General features: G+C 59.4%; 16 protein-coding genes. 5 read left to right on the top strand and 11 right to left on the bottom strand.

Annotated features, from left to right (window positions below):
• Nucleotides 1–41: 41 nt before the first annotated feature.
• Complete coding sequence (locus FH08_RS0145745; protein ID WP_031364784.1) at nucleotides 42–1,673, top strand: FAD-dependent oxidoreductase; 1,632 nt, start codon at nucleotides 42–44, stop codon at nucleotides 1,671–1,673.
• 132 nt (nucleotides 1,674–1,805) lie between these two features.
• Complete coding sequence (locus tag FH08_RS52845; protein ID WP_160172569.1) at nucleotides 1,806–1,946, top strand: hypothetical protein; 141 nt, start codon at nucleotides 1,806–1,808, stop codon at nucleotides 1,944–1,946.
• 87 nt (nucleotides 1,947–2,033) lie between these two features.
• On the opposite strand, the gene FH08_RS0145740 is transcribed toward FH08_RS52845, so the two are convergent.
• The 8 genes from FH08_RS0145740 to FH08_RS0145700 all read right to left on the bottom strand — a co-directional run bounded on the left by FH08_RS0145740 (nucleotide 2,034) and on the right by FH08_RS0145700 (nucleotide 10,786).
• Entirely contained in the window at nucleotides 2,034–2,936 is a 903-nt protein-coding gene (locus tag FH08_RS0145740) for an alpha/beta fold hydrolase (protein WP_035568918.1), read from the bottom strand.
• 57 nt (nucleotides 2,937–2,993) lie between these two features.
• Nucleotides 2,994–3,881, bottom strand: coding sequence for a fumarylacetoacetate hydrolase family protein (locus tag FH08_RS0145735; RefSeq protein ID WP_031364782.1), 888 nt, complete (start codon nucleotides 3,879–3,881; stop codon nucleotides 2,994–2,996).
• A 68-nt stretch (nucleotides 3,882–3,949) separates the two neighbouring features.
• Nucleotides 3,950–5,131, bottom strand: coding sequence for a CaiB/BaiF CoA transferase family protein (locus FH08_RS0145730; protein WP_081889830.1), 1,182 nt, complete (start codon nucleotides 5,129–5,131; stop codon nucleotides 3,950–3,952).
• Between the two features lie 214 nt (nucleotides 5,132–5,345).
• Nucleotides 5,346–6,500 carry an ABC transporter substrate-binding protein gene (locus FH08_RS0145725; RefSeq protein WP_075583473.1) on the bottom strand — a complete coding sequence of 385 codons (1,155 nt, stop codon included), beginning with the start codon at nucleotides 6,498–6,500 and terminating at the stop codon, nucleotides 5,346–5,348.
• A gap of 93 nt (nucleotides 6,501–6,593) precedes the next feature.
• Nucleotides 6,594–7,058: a nuclear transport factor 2 family protein gene (locus FH08_RS0145720; protein ID WP_081889829.1), complete on the bottom strand. Its 465-nt coding sequence runs from the start codon at nucleotides 7,056–7,058 to the stop codon at nucleotides 6,594–6,596.
• Between the two features lie 434 nt (nucleotides 7,059–7,492).
• Entirely contained in the window at nucleotides 7,493–7,855 is a 363-nt protein-coding gene (locus FH08_RS0145710; RefSeq protein ID WP_031364777.1) for a BON domain-containing protein, read from the bottom strand.
• A 252-nt stretch (nucleotides 7,856–8,107) separates the two neighbouring features.
• A complete protein-coding gene (locus FH08_RS0145705) occupies nucleotides 8,108–9,337 on the bottom strand; it encodes a porin (protein WP_051889023.1) in 1,230 nt (409 codons plus the stop codon).
• A gap of 225 nt (nucleotides 9,338–9,562) precedes the next feature.
• The gene (locus FH08_RS0145700; protein ID WP_051889022.1) at nucleotides 9,563–10,786 is read right to left on the bottom strand and encodes a multidrug effflux MFS transporter; all 1,224 of its coding nucleotides are present in this window, start codon (nucleotides 10,784–10,786) and stop codon (nucleotides 9,563–9,565) included.
• Nucleotides 10,787–11,346: 560 nt separating this feature from the next.
• On the opposite strand from FH08_RS0145700, the gene FH08_RS0145695 reads away from it, so the two are divergent.
• Complete coding sequence (locus FH08_RS0145695; RefSeq protein WP_035568915.1) at nucleotides 11,347–12,588, top strand: MFS transporter; 1,242 nt, start codon at nucleotides 11,347–11,349, stop codon at nucleotides 12,586–12,588.
• 44 nt (nucleotides 12,589–12,632) lie between these two features.
• On the opposite strand, the gene FH08_RS0145690 is transcribed toward FH08_RS0145695, so the two are convergent.
• The 3 genes from FH08_RS0145690 to FH08_RS0145680 all read right to left on the bottom strand — a co-directional run bounded on the left by FH08_RS0145690 (nucleotide 12,633) and on the right by FH08_RS0145680 (nucleotide 16,930).
• Nucleotides 12,633–14,111, bottom strand: a complete 1,479-nt coding sequence (locus FH08_RS0145690) for an MmgE/PrpD family protein (protein ID WP_031364773.1) — start codon at nucleotides 14,109–14,111, stop codon at nucleotides 12,633–12,635.
• A 79-nt stretch (nucleotides 14,112–14,190) separates the two neighbouring features.
• Nucleotides 14,191–15,846, bottom strand: coding sequence for an MFS transporter (locus tag FH08_RS0145685; RefSeq protein ID WP_035568912.1), 1,656 nt, complete (start codon nucleotides 15,844–15,846; stop codon nucleotides 14,191–14,193).
• 148 nt (nucleotides 15,847–15,994) lie between these two features.
• A complete protein-coding gene (locus FH08_RS0145680) occupies nucleotides 15,995–16,930 on the bottom strand; it encodes an SDR family NAD(P)-dependent oxidoreductase (protein WP_235210719.1) in 936 nt (311 codons plus the stop codon).
• Between the two features lie 327 nt (nucleotides 16,931–17,257).
• Between FH08_RS0145680 and FH08_RS0145675 the strand changes: the two genes are divergently transcribed.
• A complete protein-coding gene (locus FH08_RS0145675; protein ID WP_031364770.1) occupies nucleotides 17,258–18,937 on the top strand; it encodes an FAD-dependent oxidoreductase in 1,680 nt (559 codons plus the stop codon).
• A gap of 77 nt (nucleotides 18,938–19,014) precedes the next feature.
• Complete coding sequence (locus FH08_RS0145670; RefSeq protein ID WP_031364769.1) at nucleotides 19,015–20,157, top strand: acyl-CoA dehydrogenase family protein; 1,143 nt, start codon at nucleotides 19,015–19,017, stop codon at nucleotides 20,155–20,157.
• The last annotated feature ends 12 nt before the right edge of the window (nucleotides 20,158–20,169 follow it).

Here is a 20,169-nt window from a genome sequence, read left to right as displayed (position 1 = left end):
CGCCGCTGCGCAGGACGAACACACACTCTTGGAGACTGCAGATGTACACACCTGTATTGATCGTGGGCGCGGGCCCGATTGGACTGGCGCTCGCCGGCGACCTTGGATTTCGCGGCGTGTCATGCATGCTGATTGAACGAAGCGATGGGAAGGTGATTCAGCCGAAGATGGACATGGTCGGCGTGCGGACGATGGAATATTGCCGACGCTGGGGCATCGTGCCATGGGTTCACGAGGCTGGCTATAACCGCGACTATCCGCAGGATTGCGCATGGGTTACGGGTCTCAATGGTTACGAGTTCGGCCGTGAAATCTTTCCGAGCCCGAGCGAAGAGAAGTGTCCACCGCAGAGCCCGCAAAAGCGCGAGCGGTGTCCGCAAAATTTCTTCGATCCGGTATTGCGCCGCTTCGCCCAACAAACGCCCGGTGTGACGCTCTCCTACAACTCGGAACTGGTCGAATTCCATGAGACGACGGATGGTGTGAGCGCGAAGGTGCGCGACACGCTGAGTGGCGAAGAGAGGGTCATTGAAGCCGGGTATCTCGTGGGTTCCGACGGCGGCGCGAGCGTCGTGCGTCAGGCGCTCGGCATCGGCATGACAGGCGAGCCGACCTTGACCTATACGACCAACGTCATTTTCCGGAGCGACAACCTCGAAGCGCTGCACGACAAGAAGCGCGCGTACCGATACATCTTCATCGGTCCGGAAGGCACGTGGGCCACGCTAGTTGCAATCAACGGACGCGATCAGTGGCGCTTTTCGCTGGTGGGAGACAGCAACCGCGAGACACACACCGAGGAGTACATGCGCAGCGCGATCGTGCGCGCGGTCGGCCGCGACTTCGAGTTCGAGATTCTTTCAATGCTGCCGTGGGTACGGCGCCAACTGGTTGCCGATCGTTACGGCACGAAGCGCATCTTCATCGCGGGGGATGCGGCGCATCTGACTTCCCCAACAGGCGGCTTCGGCATGAACACGGGTATCCAGGACGCGGTCAACCTCTCGTGGAAACTCGCGGCCAGACTGCAGGGGTGGGGCGGCGATCATCTTCTGGACACCTATGAATCGGAGCAGAGGCCGGTCGCAATCCGCAATGTTGCCGAAGCGACGGACAACCTGAAGCGGATGCTGTCGCCGCGCGTGCTGTCGCCCTCCAAGGCGATCTTCGAGGACGGTCCCGAGTCTGAAGCCGCGCGCATAGAGTTCGGCGATCAATACACGGCATTGATGAAGCGGGAATGGTTTTCGATCGGCATTCACCTCGGCTACATGTACGAGGGTTCTCCGATCATCGTGCCTGATGGCACGCCGCAGCCACCCGATGAAGTGTCCAGTTACGTCCAGACCGCGCGTCCTGGTTCACGTGCACCGCATGTGTGGCTCGCCGAAGGCAAGTCGACGCTCGACCTGTTCGGCAAGGAGTTCGTGCTCCTGTGCTTCGGGGCGGCGGGATCGAGCTCGAGCTTGAGCGTGAACGCGTTGAGCGAAGCGGCCGGGACGCGCAAGGTCCCGTTCAAGGCGGTAGATATCGACAATGAGGAGGCGCGCAAGCTGTACGAGCGCCGCCTTGTCCTCGTGCGTCCCGACGGACAGGTTGCGTGGCGCGGCGACGCTTTGCCGGAAGACGCGCTCGCGCTCATTGACACCGTGCGAGGCGCCGGGAACAACTGACCCGGACGTGAGGCTGAAGCGTCAAGGCAGGCGGAAGCAGAGCGCGAGGAGGGCACGGGCCACATGCCGTGCCTATTGTCGCTTCGTTGTTAGTCGCTGTTAAGTTGTTGGTGCGGCAGTGAGGAAGGCAATATGGACACGATCACGAAGGACTGGTGGAACGACCTGCGCACACGTGCTTGTACAATGGCGAGCCAGTTGAGTTGCGCGGTGCTGCTGTGCGCGCTCGCTTATGCGGGGAGTATTCCGGTTGGAGATCCGGTTGGGGAGTGAGCATGCGGCGCATGTTGATCTGCGCTCGTCTTGCTGGAAATTGTTTCAGCCGATGCCGATGCGCGCAAGCATCAAATCTCAATCAGCTCAGGCGATCAGACTGTCACCCAGGCCCGCATGGCGTTCGAGAAACGGCATGATTGCGCCGTTGAACGCATCGTTGCGATCGCCTGCAATCATGTGTCCCGCGCCCGGCACCGTACCCACCTCGAGTTGAGGCAACCGCGCCCGCAATTCATCGATACCCGCGGTCGTTACCACATCGCTTTGAGCGCCAAACACGAGTAATGATGGGATAGCAATATGCGGGCACATGTCGAGCAGCCGCTTTGCGCTCTTCTCACGCTGCTCGTCACTGCGCTCACGAAAGAAACGTGGGTCCCAGTGCCAGTGAAGACGGCCATCGTCGCGCAGTCGCAGGTTTTTCATCAGGCCACGCGGATTCTGCGGGCGCGGGCGGTGCGGGTTGTAGGCGGCCACGGCATCGGCTGCTTCCTCCAGATCCGCGAAACCGTCGCGATAGCCGTTGAGAAAGTCGTTCACGCGCTTCAACCCCTTTGGATCGACGCGCGGCGCGATATCCACGAGCACCATTGCACGCGCGAGCTCCGTGGGGTTGCGGCCAATCGCATGCATGGCAGTCATGCCGCCCATAGAGGCACCGATGATGACCGGAGCATCGCCCATTTTCGACGCAACGGTTTCCAGGTCGTCCGCCAGGCGGTCGTACGAATAATCCGGCTTCGCAGACCAGTCGCTGTCACCGTGACCACGCGCGTCGAAGGCGAGCGCATGGTAGCCGAGCGCGCCGAGCGACTGCACCGTACCCTGCCACGAATGACGGGTCTGACCGCCGCCATGCAGGAGGACGACCGCGGGCTGGCCGGGTTGCCCGCTGACGGTTGCGGCCAGCGCCACGCCATCGCTCATTGTCAGACGGCGGGAATGCAACGGAGCCTGGAGAGGCGGTTTCGATTGACTGGAATCCATGCGCTCGATATTCCTCGCTTAGTTGGACGGCTGAGTTAAACGACCTGGCTGAGCGGCTCAGTTGAGCGGCTTATCCCAGACGGGATGATTGCCGCCTTCGCTTTGCACGACATCGATCGACATTTTCCCGACCTTGCCGATTTCGATCACGACCTTGTCGCCACCGTGGATCGGGCCGACGCCGGCAGGTGTGCCCGTTGCAATGATGTCGCCCGGGTACAGCGTCATCACCGCGGACGCCATCCGGATCATCTCCGGAATATCGACGATAAGATCGCGCGTGCTGGCGCTCTGACGTGTCTCGCCGTTGACCGAGAGTTGCAGGTCGATTGAGTCGTAATTGGGCACCTCGTCGGCAGTCACGATGTAAGGTCCAACCGGACAGAAACTGTCATAGGACTTGCGCATCACGCGTTCTTCCTTGCCGCGCACAACGACATCGATCAGGCAGGCATAGCCGAACACATGACCGAGCGCGTCGTCGCGGCTGATCTCGCGGCCGCCTTTGCCGATGAAGATCGCGAGCTCGCACTCGTGATGGATCTGCCGGTTTGGAATGTTCGGCAGGACGATGGGGTCGTTTGGCCCGCTCAGGCTGGAGTTCGCCTTCAAGAAGAACCCTTGTCCGTCTGCCTTGAACGCCGAGATGAGACCGGTGCCGGTCTTCATCTCCTCGACATGGGCGTGATAGTTCGCAGGGAAGGCGATGACCTTGTTCGGCCACGCGACCGGTGTCTCGAGCCTCACCCCGGAGAGTTTCGTGCGCGCAGCCGTTTGCACGAAGTCCTCGATCTTGCCGCGCAGCGAGGCGAAGCGATCGATCACATGCAGCATGGCGACCGGCGGCCACGCGTTCGGCGTTGCGTTCAGCAGTTCCGAAACGTCCACGATGTCGTCGTCGATCACGACGCCGATCCGTCCTCCATTGAAGCTTGCGAGTTTCATGTCATTGTCCTGGGTTGATTGTGTGGATAGCCGCTTGCATATTTGGATAGGGAGCGCATGCCGGACGGTTAATTGCCGCCGATTTCCTTGTCGTGCTCGCCAATTCCAGGCGGCCCCGAGCGCGCCGCGAACATACGATCGTCAAAGGTGGCCGGGTAACGCACGGTCCGGATCGGGCCTACGGGAGAGTCCACGAAATCGAACACGCGGTTGTTCGCCACCTGGGGGTCGTTCAGGAATTCGTCGAGGGAAAATACAGGGGCGGCGGGGACGTCCAGTTCCTCGAAACGTGACAACCAGAACGCTGTGTTTTTCTCCTTCACCACCGCGCCCACGCGCCGGAAAAATTCGTCCGCCATGGCCACCGGGTCGCGCATCTGCTTGAACTCTTCCTTCCACTCGGGCCGATCCACCGCGTTAAGCGTCTTTGACATCTGCGCGCCGTTGGCGGGAGAGATGACAACGAATCCGTCAGACGTTTCGAGCACCTGCGACGCGGGTGGCTTCCACGCTGACGTGTCGCCTTCGAAGGTACGGTGCTGGAACATGTCGGGGAAGTTGAAATAGCCCATGACGTCAAGCATAGGCAATTTAATGTGTCCGCCTTTTCCCGTTTTCTCACGCTCGTAGAGGGCCGCGAGGACCGCCTGGGCGCCGAATGCTCCGGTCACCTTGTCGACCATGTTGAACGGAGTAACCGCTGGTTTGCCGTTGCGGCCTTCGGACGCCACGATGCCGGTGCGGCCCTGGATCAGCGAATCGAACGCCGGTGCATTGGCGAGCGCGCCGGTGTCGCCGAAGCCGTTGATCGACAGGCGAATGAGGCGCGGGTAAAGCGCCTGCAGCACATCCTGACCGAGACCGAGCGAGGCGGCAACGCGTGGCCGCCAGTTCTCGACAAGGATGTCCGCGGTAGCGAGCAGGTTCTTCAGGCGGCGCGTTCCCTCATCCGTCTTCAGATCAATCACCACGCTGCGCTTGCCTCGATTCGCATTCGTCCATGAGGCCCCGAAGCCCTCACGGTTGTGCCCGAACTTGCGGAACCCGTCGCCGCCCGGCGGCTCGACCTTGATGACGTCGGCGCCGAGGTCGGCAAGCATCATCGCCGTGAACGGCCCTGTCAGGAAACTTGAGGTCTCCACGACGACAATGCCATCGAGCGGGCGCTTGGGCCGCTCCCCGTCAATGCCAGGAGCGGACGGGCTAGCGGGAGACTGATCGGACGACAAACCAATTTCGGCTTCAGACATCTGGCTTCTCTCTCAAAAGCAACTCGGTAATTCATACACAATTTGATCCAAATATCAATGGATCAACCATAGATATATAATGCGACAGCGGTCGGGCGGTGTCAAGAGACCGTCGACTTTCCAGTTGGCGCGACGGCCGAGTTTTCGGGTCAGAGACGCGAACCAAAGTGCGACGTGCAGCAGGCTTGAGCCGAAAGCTCAAAGTAACGTTCCGCTACCTGGCAGGGTTGAAAGTATTCAGATTGGCTGGCACCAGGCGTGTCCCTTTTTCGGCCACCTGGGTGTACACGTACCAGTTGTTTCCCTCCGGTCCCTGGTGATTGCGAGCAGTGAACCGATACGTTGCGCCCTTGCGCCCCTGCACCCCTTCAAATGTTCCGATTCGTTCCACCTCGTCGCGGAAATTTTGCCGCGCAGCCGCGATGTCGCCCGCTTCCAGACGCTGGAGGACATCTGGCTGACTGGCAATGGCGAGTGAGACACGTGCCGCGTCGTACGAGATGACCGAGTAGAGCGTTGGCTGGTGTGGCCCATATCGCGTGTCCAGATGGCTGAAGAGAAGTTTTACGTCAGCCCGGCTGGTGTCGACCGTATTGGGCGTGACGACGCCGTCCGACGCATCGCCCGCGAGTTTGCGTAACGTGTCCATCAGCACGGTGCGTACAACCACCGTCGGCAAGTTCATGCCGAGCTGCTGGGCCGTACGCAGGACGCGCGCGCCATCGGCAGGATAGGGAATCACGACCACGACGTCTGGCTTTGCATTGCGAACGTTAGCCATTTGCGGTGACAGGTCAACGGCGTTGATGTCATAGGTTTGTTCGATGACGATCGGGATATTTCTTTTTTCAAGCGCCGTGGTAATCGCGCGTAGATAGTCGATCCCGGAGGTCGCGGAGCACGCAACAAGGGCCACTCGCTTGAATTGCTGCGTGGCTAGCAGATCAGCCACGGCCTGCGCTTCCTGGGTGCTATCCGGTCCGAATCGAAACACATAGGGCATGACCGGCTGGGTCAGGCGGTCGGCGGTTGCTGCCAGGATGAATAGGGGGATGCGATTGTCCTCGGCGATCGGAATCATTGCCGCTGCCGGTGCGGTAGGATCGCCACCAAGAATCAGGAGTGCGTGATCGTCCTCGGCACAGCGCTGGGCATAAGTCGCGGAGAGCTGAGGGTCGGTTTTTCCGTCGTAAGCGATCAACTGCGCGGTGTGGCCCTTCGCCCCTCCCACCGTATTGAATTGGTCGATTGCAAGTTCAATACCCTCGAGGCTGAGCTTGCCCGTGTCCGCTGCTGCACCGCTGCGATCATCGACAAAGCAGATCTTGATGGGGACGGCCGCAGCGGCACCGTGGGGAACAAAAGACATTGCGGCCAGCGCAAGAAGAGGTGCGGTCCGCAAGGTTCGCGCAGTTGGCCGAAATCGTGCGCGAAGGTCGATCTGATTCATGTTGTTCCTTGGCTATTTGCGCTCTGTCAGGGCTTGAGCAAAGGCTGGCGGCAGCACGTCGGCTTCGATCTGCCACAAGGGAGTGTGCAAACGCCTGGCGACACGCCATCCGTCCATGTGCCGGACCAGACGGTCCTGATACCGCAGTCCTCTCAGGAGAGCCTTTCCGCGCACGATGACATGAGCGACCGCGAAAGTGTTTGAATTGGCTATGTCCGACGTAATATCGACGACGAAGTTGGAGACGCTGTGGTTGGACGAGGTGAACTGGCTGCAATGGGCATAGACGTCTCGCGCGATCGCAAGCCCTCCGGACACAATCTTGTGCTCCGGGGTTGTCACGTGGTATTCGGCGCTTGCATCGTCGATAAAACAACTGATGAGTGCGCCTTCGTCTTGCGCGTCGACTCCGAAGAAATAACGCTCGATGGTTTCACGCACGCGAAGCCTCTCGCTCAAAAGAATGTCACTCTGCATAAGCTGATCTCCTGAAAATGAATCGCACATAGCAAAACCAGGATGATTGCCATCGCGAGGTGATTGCCGCCGACTGCGACAAGCGCTGTGCATAGCGCGCCGAAAGCCATTTGGATGAACCCGTACAATCCGCAAGCAGACCCGGTGAACGTCGCGTTGGAGTTGATCGCGCCTGACATTACGAAGGGATGGGCGAGTCCCGTGCCTAAGACCAACAGGACCAGGCCTGGAATGCGGGAATAGCGTTTGACGGGAGTGCTGAGATGACCCATTGCCTGATCCGGTTTTTAGTCGAGTGTGATGATCACTCAAACAAAACGATCTGCATTGCTAATTTAATCAGCAAGATATTGTCTGAAAACGAACTGCCAGACCTGGGATCTGGCAGCCAGGAACATGTCAACGGAGCGAGCCACGAGCCGACGAGATTTTTCCTACTGACCCACTTCCCGAACAGTCAAATCGTTCTTGACGGACGTAACGCCCGCTACCCCCTGGGCGACTGTGCCTGCCTTCTCGATTTGTGTGGCATCGGGAACGGAGCCCGACAGCGCGATGCTGTCGCCTCTGGCGCGAATTGCAATTGACGTGATGTCAAGCCCCTTGGTTTTCGACAACGCGGTACGGACTTTTTTCGCGAGTTGCCGGTTCGCGATCCGCGTGGATTTCGCGGTGGGCGTGGCGCTTGATGTAGTCGGTGCGGCCGCACTGGCATCACTTGGCTGAGCGCCGGCACTGACGCACTGAGAGGCCACCAGAACACAGCACACCAACCTGAGTATTGTCTTCGCATTCATTTTGATTCTCCTTTTCAAGACGTTGAAGTCTTCGTCCGAGGCTCTTCAACCGTGACATCGTACAGCGATATCAATGGCTTCCGCTCGGGAAAACTCACGGCGATTGGCAGGCGCACCCAAAGCAATTTGCTTATTTAACTTGCGCTAACGGCTCGCGCAGTGCGTTTCACGACGCGACGACCCATGCTCTCGTAAAGACAATCAGGATCGGTGGCCGTGTAGTTAAAAGAAGCATGAATCCATGCTCGCGGGTCAAAACTTGTGACGGATACCGATTCGTGCGACGACCTGGCTGGACGTGTTCGACGGTGTCAGCGTCACAAGATAGGGCACCGCTGCCTGCCCGGTTGAATCCACGCCGGACGCTTTCATGTAAGCGGTGGCTATGTAGACGTCTGTACGCTTGGAAAGGAAGTAGTCGATGGCGCCGTTGAGCGTTTGATACGCAGCACTATCTTTCCCAGCAATAGCGCCACCTCTCAGGTAGTTGTAAGACAGGCCGAGCTGCAGTGCCGGCGTAACCCAATAACCTGCGTAGACGTTGTAGTTGTTGAATGACGCATTGCCCTTATACCCGAAGGGGTTGGTGAGACTAAGCGTGCCGGAAGCGGGATCGTTCAGGTCCTGGAAGCGGATGTTGGAATAGCCTATGCCCGCAATGAGAGAGCCGATGGTGTACTGGGCGGCGCCCGAAAAAATCTGCATGCGGCCGGCTGAAGCAAATCCGCCGTAGATTGGATTCGTCTGCACACCGCTTACAGCTCCCAGGTTATTGGCAGTCGTGGAGCCGGTTGAGTTGTTGCCGTAAAACGACTGGTTCGGATTGTCGATATGCATATAGCCCGCGGCCACGGCGAACGGTCCCATGGCGAAACGCGCGCCTATGGAATAGATGGTGTCCTTCCCGAACGAGCCTGCGACACCGCCGAAACTATACAGCCCGGTCACGGTCACTCCGCCGTATGTCGGACTCGTGTACTTGATCGCGTTGTTGATGCGCTGGGAGTCAGCTACGTTGTCGATATCACCCGGGTGGTCGGCATAGGCTCCCCCGGCGTAACTGCCGGCTTGCATGGGTCCTATGACGTCGACAATTGAATCGTATTGCCGGCCAAGGGTGATGCTGCCGTATGGGCTGGTTATGCCCACATAGGACTGCCGGCCAAAGAAGGTGCCGCCCTGTTGAAATTTCCCGGTGCCGACGTCAAAGCCGTCTTCGAGCACAAAAATAGCTTGATAGTGATTGCCCAGGTCTTCCGTGCCTCGCATTCCCCAACGCGACGCCTGCATCAGTCCGGTGGACATCTGGTACAGAGGCGCGCCGGTTCTTCCGTGAGGCGCGCCAGCTTGCGCGGTCTGGACGTTGTTCACGTAGTTGATGCCTTCGTCAAGCAAGCCATACAGCGTTACGCTGCTCTGCGCGAAGACCGGTCCTCCTACCGCGAGCGTCAGCGCCCCAACCAAGGTTTTTGCAAGCTTCACGTTTATCTCCTAGATCGCGCCCCGTGGGCGAACGACGAAATCGTTTTTATGGGTCGGCTACTGGTTCTGGCTATTGGATGAACCATTGATACAATCATAGAGAAGCCGTAATTCGTGTCAAACAGAGCAAACCCTAATTTGAGGCTGGATTCAATGAGTTGTCGGCATAAAGGGTAGGCTTTGTGGGTACGCTCTTGGTCGAATCAAGGCGTGCACGACCGGGGACTAGGCAACGGAACGTCGCTCCACTGGAGCACCAGGGCGGGGTACTGCGTTGAACGAGAGCCAGGCAATGGCGGCTGATACAAGCAGAGCACCTATCATCGAGATGGTCGGATCGTTGGGCGACAGACCGACTGCCGCTGTGCATAGCGAGCCGTATCCCATTTGCAGACAGCCATAAAGTCCCGCCGCCGCGCCGACCACTGACTGATCGACATCAAGTGCGCTGCTGATGGCAAATGGACTCGCGAGCCCGGTGGCGAAGAACATCACGATCATCGGCGCCATCACCGACACAATAGACAGCGAATTGCAAATATAGGAGACGAGCAGGCTCAGGGATGCCGCAACCATGATCAGGCTGGCGACAATGAGAGCGGTTCGTGCAGAAACGCTGCCCGCGAGTCGCTTGGCCGTCGTCTGGCCGCTTGCGAGTCCTACGACGAGGGCGCAGTACGCGAAACCGAACGCGCGCGCTGACAGTCCGAGCCGCGACTCGAGAATAAACGGAGAGGCTGAGAGGAACGCATAGATACCGGTGGTAGCGCTGGCACCGCCAAGGCTGTGAGCAATGAATGTCGGCGATCGAAGCAGCGTCAGATAACTCTTGAGATAGCGGCTCACCTTGAAGTCACGCGACGCCGGATGGGTCTCGGCGACCATGGCCCAGGCGGCAAGGAGAACCAGGACATTCACGATGCTCAGCGCGACGAAGATTGAGCGCCAGCCGAAATGCTCCACTATCTGAGCGCCGATTATCGGGGCAACGGCGGTTGCGATCGCCATGGCGATGCTCAGTGTGGCAAGGCGCCGGATCAAGCTTGTCGATCCAGAACTGTCGCGAGCGATCGCTCTTCCGAGCACGAGGCCCGAGCATCCGCCGAGCGCCTGGGCCACACGGGCCAATTCGAGTGTTCCCAGCGTCGGTGCGAAGGCCGCCGCGACGCTGGCAAGCGCAAACAGCAGCAACCCCGACAACAGGACGGGACGTCGTCCGTAGCGATCCGACAATGGCCCGTAGATAAGCTGCCCGATAGATAGTCCGACGATATAGAGGGTAATCGTCAGTCCGATTCCGGATGTTGATGCCCGCAGGTCGCGCGCGGCCGAGGGTAGCGCAGGAATAAACACATGAAGCGGAAATGTGCCGGACAGCGTGACGCAGACCAAAATAAAAAGCGCGGGTGCGCGAGGAAAGCTCGGCGTGGGAGATTCGGATTCACTCATGGCGGCATGGCTCGCAGAGGATGCTCAAACGTTGAAGGGCGGCACCTGATGTTCGTCGATCTCCGCCTCAGAAGAAAAAGCTGGCTTTGAAGGCGCTTGCCGCATGCGATGTCGCGAGTTGCCTGGATTGACGGTTCGTTCAGTGACGCGCTGAATGCCATCGTGCACCGTGCACGCGCGTTACATTTCGGTGATGGTCGGAGCCGTGATCAGTACGCAGCGGGAAGTTCAAAAATATCATTGGATGAACCATTAATGTATGCATGTATAAGATTCCTGTCAATCCAAGGGTGCATCAACCGCGGCTCTGAATTTTCGGCAGTTCGCACCGCTCGGGACGGTCAGGTGTGGACCTGGCGGCGCAAGGGTATACTTCAGTTGCGCGAATTATCCAATGGATGAACCATTGCATAATGAGTATCTTTGCATTTGACGCCGACGTCGGGCAGCGCGATCCTGGCCGGGCGCACGCCGCTTCACGAGGCCCGGCGCTTACGACGGTTGACGAAAAAAGAACGAGACACCATGCCCTATCGACGAAACAGCCCGGAGACGACTCGATGAAATCTGACAATCGGCTGGCAGCGGGCCAGCTATTGCCGGCCGCCATGCGCGAGGCAACTGACGGTGGATTCCGCTGGGTCATCTTGCTGGTCATCTGGTCAGCGTTCACGGTGAGTTGCGTGGACCGGTTTGCGTGGGCGAGTATCGCGGCGCCCGTGGGACATGCGCTCGGGTTCAAGCTCGCGCTGCTGGGCTCGCTCACCACGGCGTTTTACGTCGGCTATACCGTTTCGTGTCCGCTTGGCGGGATCATGGCGGACAAACTGGGCAGCCGCGCGACGCTGGCAATCTCGATGTTCCCGCTGGCGATACTCACTTTCTGTTTCAGCTACGTGCATACGTTCTGGGCGGCCATTGCGCTGCATTTGTTGATGGGGTTTGCCGCCGGGGCGGAATACGGCGCCACCATCAAGATATTGACTGTCTGGTTCGTCAGGGACAAAGGCCGGGCGTTTGGAATATGGGCCACCGGGACGTCGGTATCGGTCGTCCTGGCGAACGCCACCGTGCCTCGGTTTGCCGCCGCGTATGGCTGGCAGGCCGCTTATCAGATTCTCGGTATCGCGACACTGGTCTTCTCGGCTATCTGCGTGCTCGTTGTCAAGAACTCGCCGGTCAGGCAAGCCGTACCGAGGATCAGCGGCACGCAGATCGCCGCGTTGATGAGAAACCGCAATCTCGTCCTGGTTGCGCTTGGAGGGGCGGGCGCGCTCTTCGGCACGCTTGGTTTCGTCGCCTGGGCGAGCGCCATGTTGACCGTAGCACATGGGTTGTCGCCGGTGGCTGCCGGTTCGATCCTGATGTGGTTTGGCGTGGGCGCATTCTTGTCGAAGCCGCTGTTCGGGCGGCTCTATGACACGTTGAACCGCTACGCCCGGCTCGTCGCCGTGGTGGACCTGATCGTTTTCATCGTGTTGCTCGTAGCGTTCGGAAATTGTTCGTCAACCTTGGGGTACTACCTGATCGCGCCGTTGTTGGGAGCCGCCGCATACGGCTACACGCCACTATTGATCGGGCTCTACACGCAAGCGTCAGGGCCGCGCCTTGCAGGCGCCGCCGCTGGCTTTGTCAACACAATATGGTCGGTTGGTAGTTTCATCTCGCCGTTGGTGGCGGGCTACGTGTTCGCGCATGGACGCTCGATCAATATGACGCTCAGCGTCATCGCGGCCGGACCCCTGGCGGGTGCAATATTTCTATGTTTTTTGCGGCAGGCAGCGGATTTCAAATCATCCTGATGCCGGCCGCGCCATCGCTTGCCGGTCGATACTTCCCGGCATTCCTAGTGGGTTGAATCAGCCATCGAACGAGCCAAAACCGCAAGACTGTCGGCTAGCCGCGCAATCGGGCCTGCATCCAGCGTCAAGATGACATCGATGACATCTTCTGCCGCATTCTTCAGCGCTAAGTGCCGATCGTCATTGCCACCTTCGTCGAGCCCGACCATCACTTTGAACTTGCTGGTGATCTGCTCATCCGAGAAGAGAGTCGACGCCGTCCACGGATCTCCAAGCGAGTAGTCGGCCGTGGCGCTGAAGACTTGCCCCCGTGCGTGAATATCGACTCCGCCCGGCACGCCGCGCCATTGACCGCCGGTCATCCACTCCGCAATATTGGAAGACGTCGGCTCCGGCATCACGGTAACGCGTTCCCGGAAAGCCTTGATGCGCTCGTCGTTCATCGTTTGCCTTTCATACCATCGGGGCCCGGCCGGTACGTCATAGGCAACGACTGCCATCGCGTGGGCGTGACTGAATTCCGCGCTGAGAGGGTCCCCCGGATGTTGTTCCCGGAATATGGATGTCAGCGCAAACGGATTGGCACGCACAACGACCCGTTCGATTTCTTCAGGGCGAAGTTCATGCCGGGCGAGTAGTTGGGTGAAAGCCGTGAGCGGATGGTGAATCCATCGGCAGCAGGGCCAGGGCTTGTAGGTCGTGTTAAGGATCTGCCAATCGGTGCCGAGGCCGGCCATCAACGCCTGATCGTCGTGACCGGGTGAGCCGTAGAACTTCCAGAACGCGTTTTCCCCATCGAGGATATCTTTGAAACCGGTGCTGCCCAACCGGGCAAGTAAAGCCGACGAGACGCCGATCTCCGCGCACCAACCTGCGTCGGCGTACTTGTACATAGGCTGCTCGACCGATTCCGCCCACTTGCGCAGTGTGGGTTGCGGCGAGTTGCTGCCGCCAATACCAAAGGCATGATTAGCCTGATCCGTATCGAGGCCGGCGATGCTCGTCGATGCGCCGATCGCTGCCCAGGTGATCGTCGCGGCCGGACCGCCCAGTTCATTCCAACCGATCACCTTGCCGTCCTTGATCTGCATGGGTGCGCCCATCCAGCTTCCGATCCGCGCACCGACGTCGAAGCCGACCGCGATGGCCGTTAGCAAGTCGCGTCCGCTGCGGGCATCCAACTCTGCCAGCGCCAACGCTGAAAAGACTGTCGCATTGCCGAAGTGAGTCGAGGTGGGGAAAGTGTCGTCCGCATCCAGGACGTTGGCCAAGCGTGCGTTGGCGTAAGCGGCGGCGGTCACGGAACTGCGCTGCGGCGCTCCAAGAACAGTAGCATCGGGATTGCCTCCCAGGGCGCCGACATACTCGAGTGCAATGCGCCCGCTTTCCGTGCGGATCGCACCAAGAGCACAGCCGATCGTGTCGAGAAGGAGCCGTCGGCATTCGGCTACCGCCGGCGGTGGCAGATCTTCAAAGCGCGTCTGCGCGACAAAATGGGCAAGTGTTTGCGTAAGCCTCGTCATGCCGGTTTTCCTCCTGCTAAGGTTATTGCAGTGTCAGCCTGATAGCTTGTCTTGGGACAAGTGGAGACAATCAGGGTGGTTACGTTAATTGCTCTACGGGTATGCCCATCGACGCTTCTTCGATCACCCCCGTGTCTGCCGCGGCAAGCTCGGCGCGGGCTGCTTCTTCTCCTTTCAGCAGCGAGCGGCTCGCAACGAGCAGCGAGAAAATGGAGACTGGCAGGACAGCTATCCCGCACAGGATTGCAAGGCGCAAGTCCCCGGTTGCATCGCTGATCAGACCCACGCAGTAGGGGCCAAGACCCAATCCAAAAATATTCGGACCGAGGGAAAATGCTGCGAATGCCGTTCCGCGCAGACGCGGGATGACCAGGTCTTGCGTGGTCGCCTGCAGTGGGCCAAACCACATCGGCACAAACAGAGTTGCGACCGCGTAGGCGCAGTAGAAGACTGTGATGCTATGGGTCAGGTATTGAATGACGCTCGCACCGGTGAATACGGAAGCGGTGAAGCACACGAAATACAGGCGGCCAAACGGGTGTTTGCGCTTGGCGTAGTCGCACAGGTAACCACTGACAGCGATACCCGCGCCACCCGCGATGATTGCGATGATGCCGAGATGCAAACCGGCTTGCGCAGTCAGTCCGAGCGTACGGCTGGCATACACAAATACGAAGCCGTTGACTGCATTCATTGCAAAGGCGAGAAACGCGCCCGCCACCGTTACCGCAACAAAGGACCTGGAGCCAGTGATAAGACGGTGTGCGGACGCGTCACCAAGACGTGTGGCCTGGAACCAGTTCGAGCAGACATAGACTGCAACGGCGATGGCTATCCATTGGACCAGGTTGCTGGTGATCGACAGACCGAACACCGATCCAATTTCGGCTTTACGACCCGTGGACAGGACGTGATTTGTTCCCCAGGTTGCGAATATGACCAGGAGTACGGCGAACAAAAGATACGTCCAGTTGCGCACATATTCACGCCTTGACGCGCCCAGGGCCTTGAGGTGCATCCAACTCCACGGAGGGATCATCGCGCCGAGACTGCGCATCGCGCTGCCGAACGGATGGGGATCCTTTTTTGCGGCGACCGCGTCGAGTCGTCCGCGCACCGGCTCTTTGATCGTGAGCAGCACAATCAGGGCGAAGAGCAGGCCAGGCAAGCCCACGCCGATAAACGTGGCTTGCCAGCCCACCAGGCCGAAGGGCGCTACGCCGTGGCCTTTCCCGTATGCATGTTCCCATGTCGAGAGGATGGAGCCGCCGACGATCAGCGAAGCTCCCGCGCCGACATACACGCCGACTGAATACAAAGCCAGCACCGTTCCGCGACGGGAACGCTCGAAATAGTCGCCCAATAACGATACCGCGGCCGGGGTCGCACTCGCTTCGCCGACGCCCACCCCGATGCGGGCAACGCCCAGCTGAGAAAAGCTGCGCGCCAGGCCCGAAAGAGCCGTCATGAGAGACCAGAACGACAGTCCCAGCGCCAGTGTTCGCACGCGGCTCCAGCCATCGGCGAGGCGGGCCAGCGGAATGCCGAAAACGCAGTAGAACAACGCGAACGACGTACCGTAGAGCAGGCCCAGTTGCGCGTCGGAAATTCCCATATCCTTCTTCAGGTAGGGAGCGAGAATGGTAACGATCTGGCGATCGACATAGCTGAACGCGTAGATCAGCGTCAAGATGAACAGCACATACCAGCGATACCAGGGACGTTCATAAGTCATCTTTCTGTACCCGTAGTAAAAGTGTCATCACGACACTTAAGTCAAGAAATCGTTTGCACGACCATGCTTGCGGAATCTCTGATCGCTGACCGACGTTGTCGCTGAACAGGGTTCGCGAGCGCCATGCGTGGCTTTCATGCTTGTCTTTCTAAAGCGGTGACGCGGTCGATGCCCCGTCGCATACGTATTCGCCACCCGAGCAGAAGGAAGCGGCATCCGAGGCCAGGAACAGGACCAGGTTCGCTATTTCAAGCGGTTCAGCGGCGCGCCCAAATGGCGTTGCGCTCGCACGAGCAGCTTGTTTTTCGGGGCTGAAGCGCTGCGTCATCGGAGTGTCGGTGAGGCCGGGGTGCACTGAATTGACCCGGATACGATCTCGGGCCAACTCCAGCGCAGCCACCTTGGTCATGCCTCGAACCGCGTACTTACTGGCAACGTATGCGGTCATTCCATGAAGACCGCCAAGACCCGCCGTCGACGACATATTCACAATCGATCCACTGCCCAGGCGTTTCATTTCAGGTATGACCGAGCGCATTCCCAAAAACGGACCAATCTGATTGATCCGGATGACACGCTCATAGGCCTCATATGAGGTTTGCTCCAGCGGCATTTCATATTGGATGGCGGCATTGTTGACAAGCACATCCACGCGGCCAAACTTTTCGATTACCCAATGGACTACCTGGATCCAACTCGCCTCGCTCGCCACGTCATGCGATCTGAAATGGATGTTGTACGCGCCGGACTGCAGAAGTGCGCCTTCTTCCTCATTGATATCCAGCGCTATGACTGTCGCTCCTTCACGTGCAAAAAGCTCCGCGGTCGCCTTGCCGATACCCCGGGCGGCGCCGGTAATCATGGTGACCTTCCCCGCTAGCTGAGCGCGTCCTTCGTTCATTTTCCACTCCTGACCACGTGTACTGGGAGCATCGGGTTTATCAACTGGATTTCCACCATCAAGAGCCGATTGCTGTCCAGGCTGGCGGCCGTTGCAGACAGACGTCTCCCCCTGCAGAGCGGATTCATCTGAGGGAAATCGGGAGGTTCCGGGACAAGCTCGAAGAGCCGATGCCGAATACATCGAGCGCGCGGATTGCGCCGGGCGGGTGCATGAGATGTCTCCTTGAGTCTTATCGTTCTTGTGTGCCGGCTACCGTCGTGCCGACTACCTGATCATCAGGATAGCCACATGCATGCCACAGACGCCAATACGATTTTCCGATCTATTTAGAGGAAGAACATTGGCGTTAGACGAGAGGAATATCCTCTCAAAGTATCCACAAACAGTATTGGTCGCATTAAGCGTTTGCTCGGTAGAGTAGCTCCAGATCGCGGCATCGCAGGCTCAGTCCGGGTCGGTGTATCGCACATTCGAATCAGCATGTGATGAATGATGGAGCTTCCAGCTATGGCGCAAACCAGTTCAGTTCAACAGGCCCCCGTGGTCATCGTGGGTGCAGGTCCGGTAGGCCTCGCATTAGCCGGAGATCTCGGATGGCGAGGCGTTTCATGCGTGCTCATCGAGAGGGGCGACGGCCAGGTGTTCCAGCCCAAGATGGATATGGTCGGTATTCGCACCATGGAGTTTTGCCGCCGCTGGGGCATTGCGGATGACGTTGAGAATGCCGGTTATAACCGCGACTATTCCCAGGACTATGCCTGGGTCTCGCAACTTTATGGCGGCTATGAGTTCGGCCGCGAATCGTTTCCGACCGTGCGGGACGAACCCAAACCTGAGCAGAGCCCGCAAAAGCGCGAACGATGTCCGCAGAATTTCTTTGACCCGGTACTGACGCGTTTCGCGGGCAAGACGGGCAATGTCCAGATTCGCTACTGCACCGAGTATGTCTCGCATCAGGAGAACGGCGACGGGGTGACTGTGCGGGTTCGCGACCTCAGGTCTGGCGAAGAGCGGGAGATGGCGTGTCAATACCTCGTCGGTTGCGACGGCGGGGCAAGCCGGGTCAAGGAGAGCCTTGGTATCAGGATGACCGGCACGCCCGCGCTCACCTACACGACCAACGCCATCATCGAGTGCAACGGCCTTGAGCAGTTACACGACAAGAAGCCCGGGTACCGCTATATCTTCATCGGTCCGGAAGGCACCTGGAGCACGCTGGTCGCGATCAACGGGCGAGACTTGTGGCGCCTGTCCATTGTCGGCGACGGGACCATGCGCACGCTTTCCGAGGAAGACGTTTCCCAGGCGTTTCGCCGGGCCGTGGGCCGTGACGATTTCGAGTTCAAGATCATCTCGTTGATGCCCTGGATTCGCCGCCAGCTCGTGGCCGACAACTATGGCACCCCGCGGGTGAAGATTGCGGGAGACGCAGCACACCTGACCTCTCCGACGGGCGGCTTCGGCATGAACATGGGCATCCAGGACGCAGTCGATCTCGGCTGGAAACTGCAGGCCATGGTCGAGGGCTGGGGCGGCGAGCACTTGCTTGAAACCTACGAATTCGAGCGTCGGCCCGTCGCGATTCGCAATGTGAACGAGGCGACCAACAACCTCAAGCTGATGCTCACGCCGCGCGAGAGCCTGAGCCAGACGGTGTTTGAACCAGGCCCCGACGGGGATCGAGCGCGACAGGTCTTCGGTGACGCTTATACGAAGATGATGAAGCGCGAGTGGTACACGATCGGCATTCACCTCGGCTTCCGTTATGAAGGCTCCTCCATCGTCGCGGCTGACGGCACGCCGGCGCCTGAGGACACCGTCAACACCTACGTCCAGACCGCGCGGCCAGGCCATCGCGCGCCGCATGTCTGGCTCAGCCCGGAACTATCGACGCTGGATTTCTTCGGCCGCGACTTCGTGCTGATGCGCTTTGACAAGGGTCTGGCCGTCGACGCATTGCGCGACGCTGCTGAGCGCGCCGGTGTGCCGCTGACCGTGGTCGATATCGACCACGAGGGGGCTCACGTGTTGTACGGGCGCAAGCTTGTGCTGGTGCGTCCCGACGGACATGTGGCCTGGGGCGACGATGTCGTGCCCGAGGATTCGAATGCGCTGGTCGATGTCATCAGGGGCGTGCAGCCCCTGGGCGTTACCAATCGCGCTCTGGCCGAAGAGACCGCGCGATGAAGAGTGTCTCGGGTGATCGTCATTGTATTCACGGGGTGGCACGCCGCTCCGGTCAAGTGTGAGTGTAGGGGAACAGTGTGAAATTCAGCGAAGAACAAGAGATGCTGCGGGACATGGTTCGCAGAGTTGCCGATGAGCGGGTTCGGCCGCTCGTCGCGAGCATGGAGGAAACCAAGCGCTTTCCCGAAGAGCTCGTCGAAGTGTTCGGTGACCTGGGCCTGTTGCAGATGTGGGTGCCTGAAGCCTACGGCGGACCCGGCGGTGACCTGACGTCGGTGTGCATCGCCAAGGAGGAAATCGGCAAGGTATCCCTGGCCGCGTCCACGTTGTGCGCCAACAATTCGATCGGGCTGATCCTGCCGCTGCTTCACTTCGGCAGCGAAGCACAGCAACAACGCTACCTGCCCGAAGCGGCGAAGGGCCGCACGATCTCGGCGGTGGCGATCACCGAGCCCGAAGCGGGTTCCGATGTCTCGGCTATCCGTACAACGGCTCGCCGCGACGGCAGCTCTTACGTGATCAACGGGCAGAAGAGCTGGATCACATGGGCCGCGCAAGCTCACTACATGTTGCTGTTTGCCAGGACGGCAGAAGGACGCGGTCATGACGGGATCAGCGTGTTTCTCGTCGATACGAAATCGCCAGGACTCAAGATCGGGCGCAAAGAGACCAAGATGGGGCGGCACGGCTCGCCAACCTATCAGGTCTTCTTCGAGAACATGCGGATTGATGCGGATTGTTTGCTGGGCGAAGAGGGCAACGGCTTCAAGGCATGCATGAAGATCCTTGACCTTAACCGGCCATCGGTCGCGGCGTCGTCGCTCGGTCTGGCACAGGCGGCAATGGACGAGTCGATCAGCTATGCGAAGGATCGCCGGCAGTTTGGAAAACGCATCGGCGACTTCCAGGCGATCCAGTTCAAGCTCGCCGACATGGCGATGAAAGTCGAGGCAGCCCGAACGTTGCTTTACACCAGCACGCAGGAGATAGACGCCGGCGACACAGGCCGGCTAACGTTGCTTTCGTCGATGGTGAAATGCTACGTCACTGACGTGGCGATGGACGTCGCGCTCGAGGCGGTGCAGGTGCATGGCTCTTACGGTTATTCGACTGAGTATCCCGTCGAGCGCTTCATGCGTGACGCGAAGCTGAACCAGATCCTTGAAGGCACCAACGAAATTCATCGGCTCATCATCGCCCGGCAATTGCTGGGGAGATGACCATGCCCGGTT

Source organism: Caballeronia sordidicola (assembly GCF_000729995.1).
Classification (GTDB): Bacteria; Pseudomonadota; Gammaproteobacteria; order Burkholderiales; family Burkholderiaceae; genus Caballeronia; species Caballeronia sordidicola_A.
This window is presented reverse-complemented; position numbering and strand designations above follow the sequence as displayed.

Coding starts and splice junctions, on each gene's coding strand:
- FH08_RS0145695 (WP_035568915.1), top strand. CDS start 11,347: ATGAAATCTGACAATCGGCTGGCAGCGGGCCAGCTATTGCCGGCCGCC.
- FH08_RS0145710 (WP_031364777.1), bottom strand. CDS start 7,855: ATGAATGCGAAGACAATACTCAGGTTGGTGTGCTGTGTTCTGGTGGCC.
- FH08_RS52845 (WP_160172569.1), top strand. CDS start 1,806: ATGGACACGATCACGAAGGACTGGTGGAACGACCTGCGCACACGTGCT.
- FH08_RS0145740 (WP_035568918.1), bottom strand. CDS start 2,936: ATGGATTCCAGTCAATCGAAACCGCCTCTCCAGGCTCCGTTGCATTCC.
- FH08_RS0145725 (WP_075583473.1), bottom strand. CDS start 6,500: ATGTCTTTTGTTCCCCACGGTGCCGCTGCGGCCGTCCCCATCAAGATC.
- FH08_RS0145690 (WP_031364773.1), bottom strand. CDS start 14,111: ATGACGAGGCTTACGCAAACACTTGCCCATTTTGTCGCGCAGACGCGC.
- FH08_RS0145730 (WP_081889830.1), bottom strand. CDS start 5,131: ATGTCTGAAGCCGAAATTGGTTTGTCGTCCGATCAGTCTCCCGCTAGC.
- FH08_RS0145700 (WP_051889022.1), bottom strand. CDS start 10,786: ATGAGTGAATCCGAATCTCCCACGCCGAGCTTTCCTCGCGCACCCGCG.
- FH08_RS0145720 (WP_081889829.1), bottom strand. CDS start 7,058: ATGCAGAGTGACATTCTTTTGAGCGAGAGGCTTCGCGTGCGTGAAACC.
- FH08_RS0145675 (WP_031364770.1), top strand. CDS start 17,258: ATGGCGCAAACCAGTTCAGTTCAACAGGCCCCCGTGGTCATCGTGGGT.
- FH08_RS0145735 (WP_031364782.1), bottom strand. CDS start 3,881: ATGAAACTCGCAAGCTTCAATGGAGGACGGATCGGCGTCGTGATCGAC.
- FH08_RS0145680 (WP_235210719.1), bottom strand. CDS start 16,930: ATGTATTCGGCATCGGCTCTTCGAGCTTGTCCCGGAACCTCCCGATTT.
- FH08_RS0145745 (WP_031364784.1), top strand. CDS start 42: ATGTACACACCTGTATTGATCGTGGGCGCGGGCCCGATTGGACTGGCG.
- FH08_RS0145685 (WP_035568912.1), bottom strand. CDS start 15,846: ATGACTTATGAACGTCCCTGGTATCGCTGGTATGTGCTGTTCATCTTG.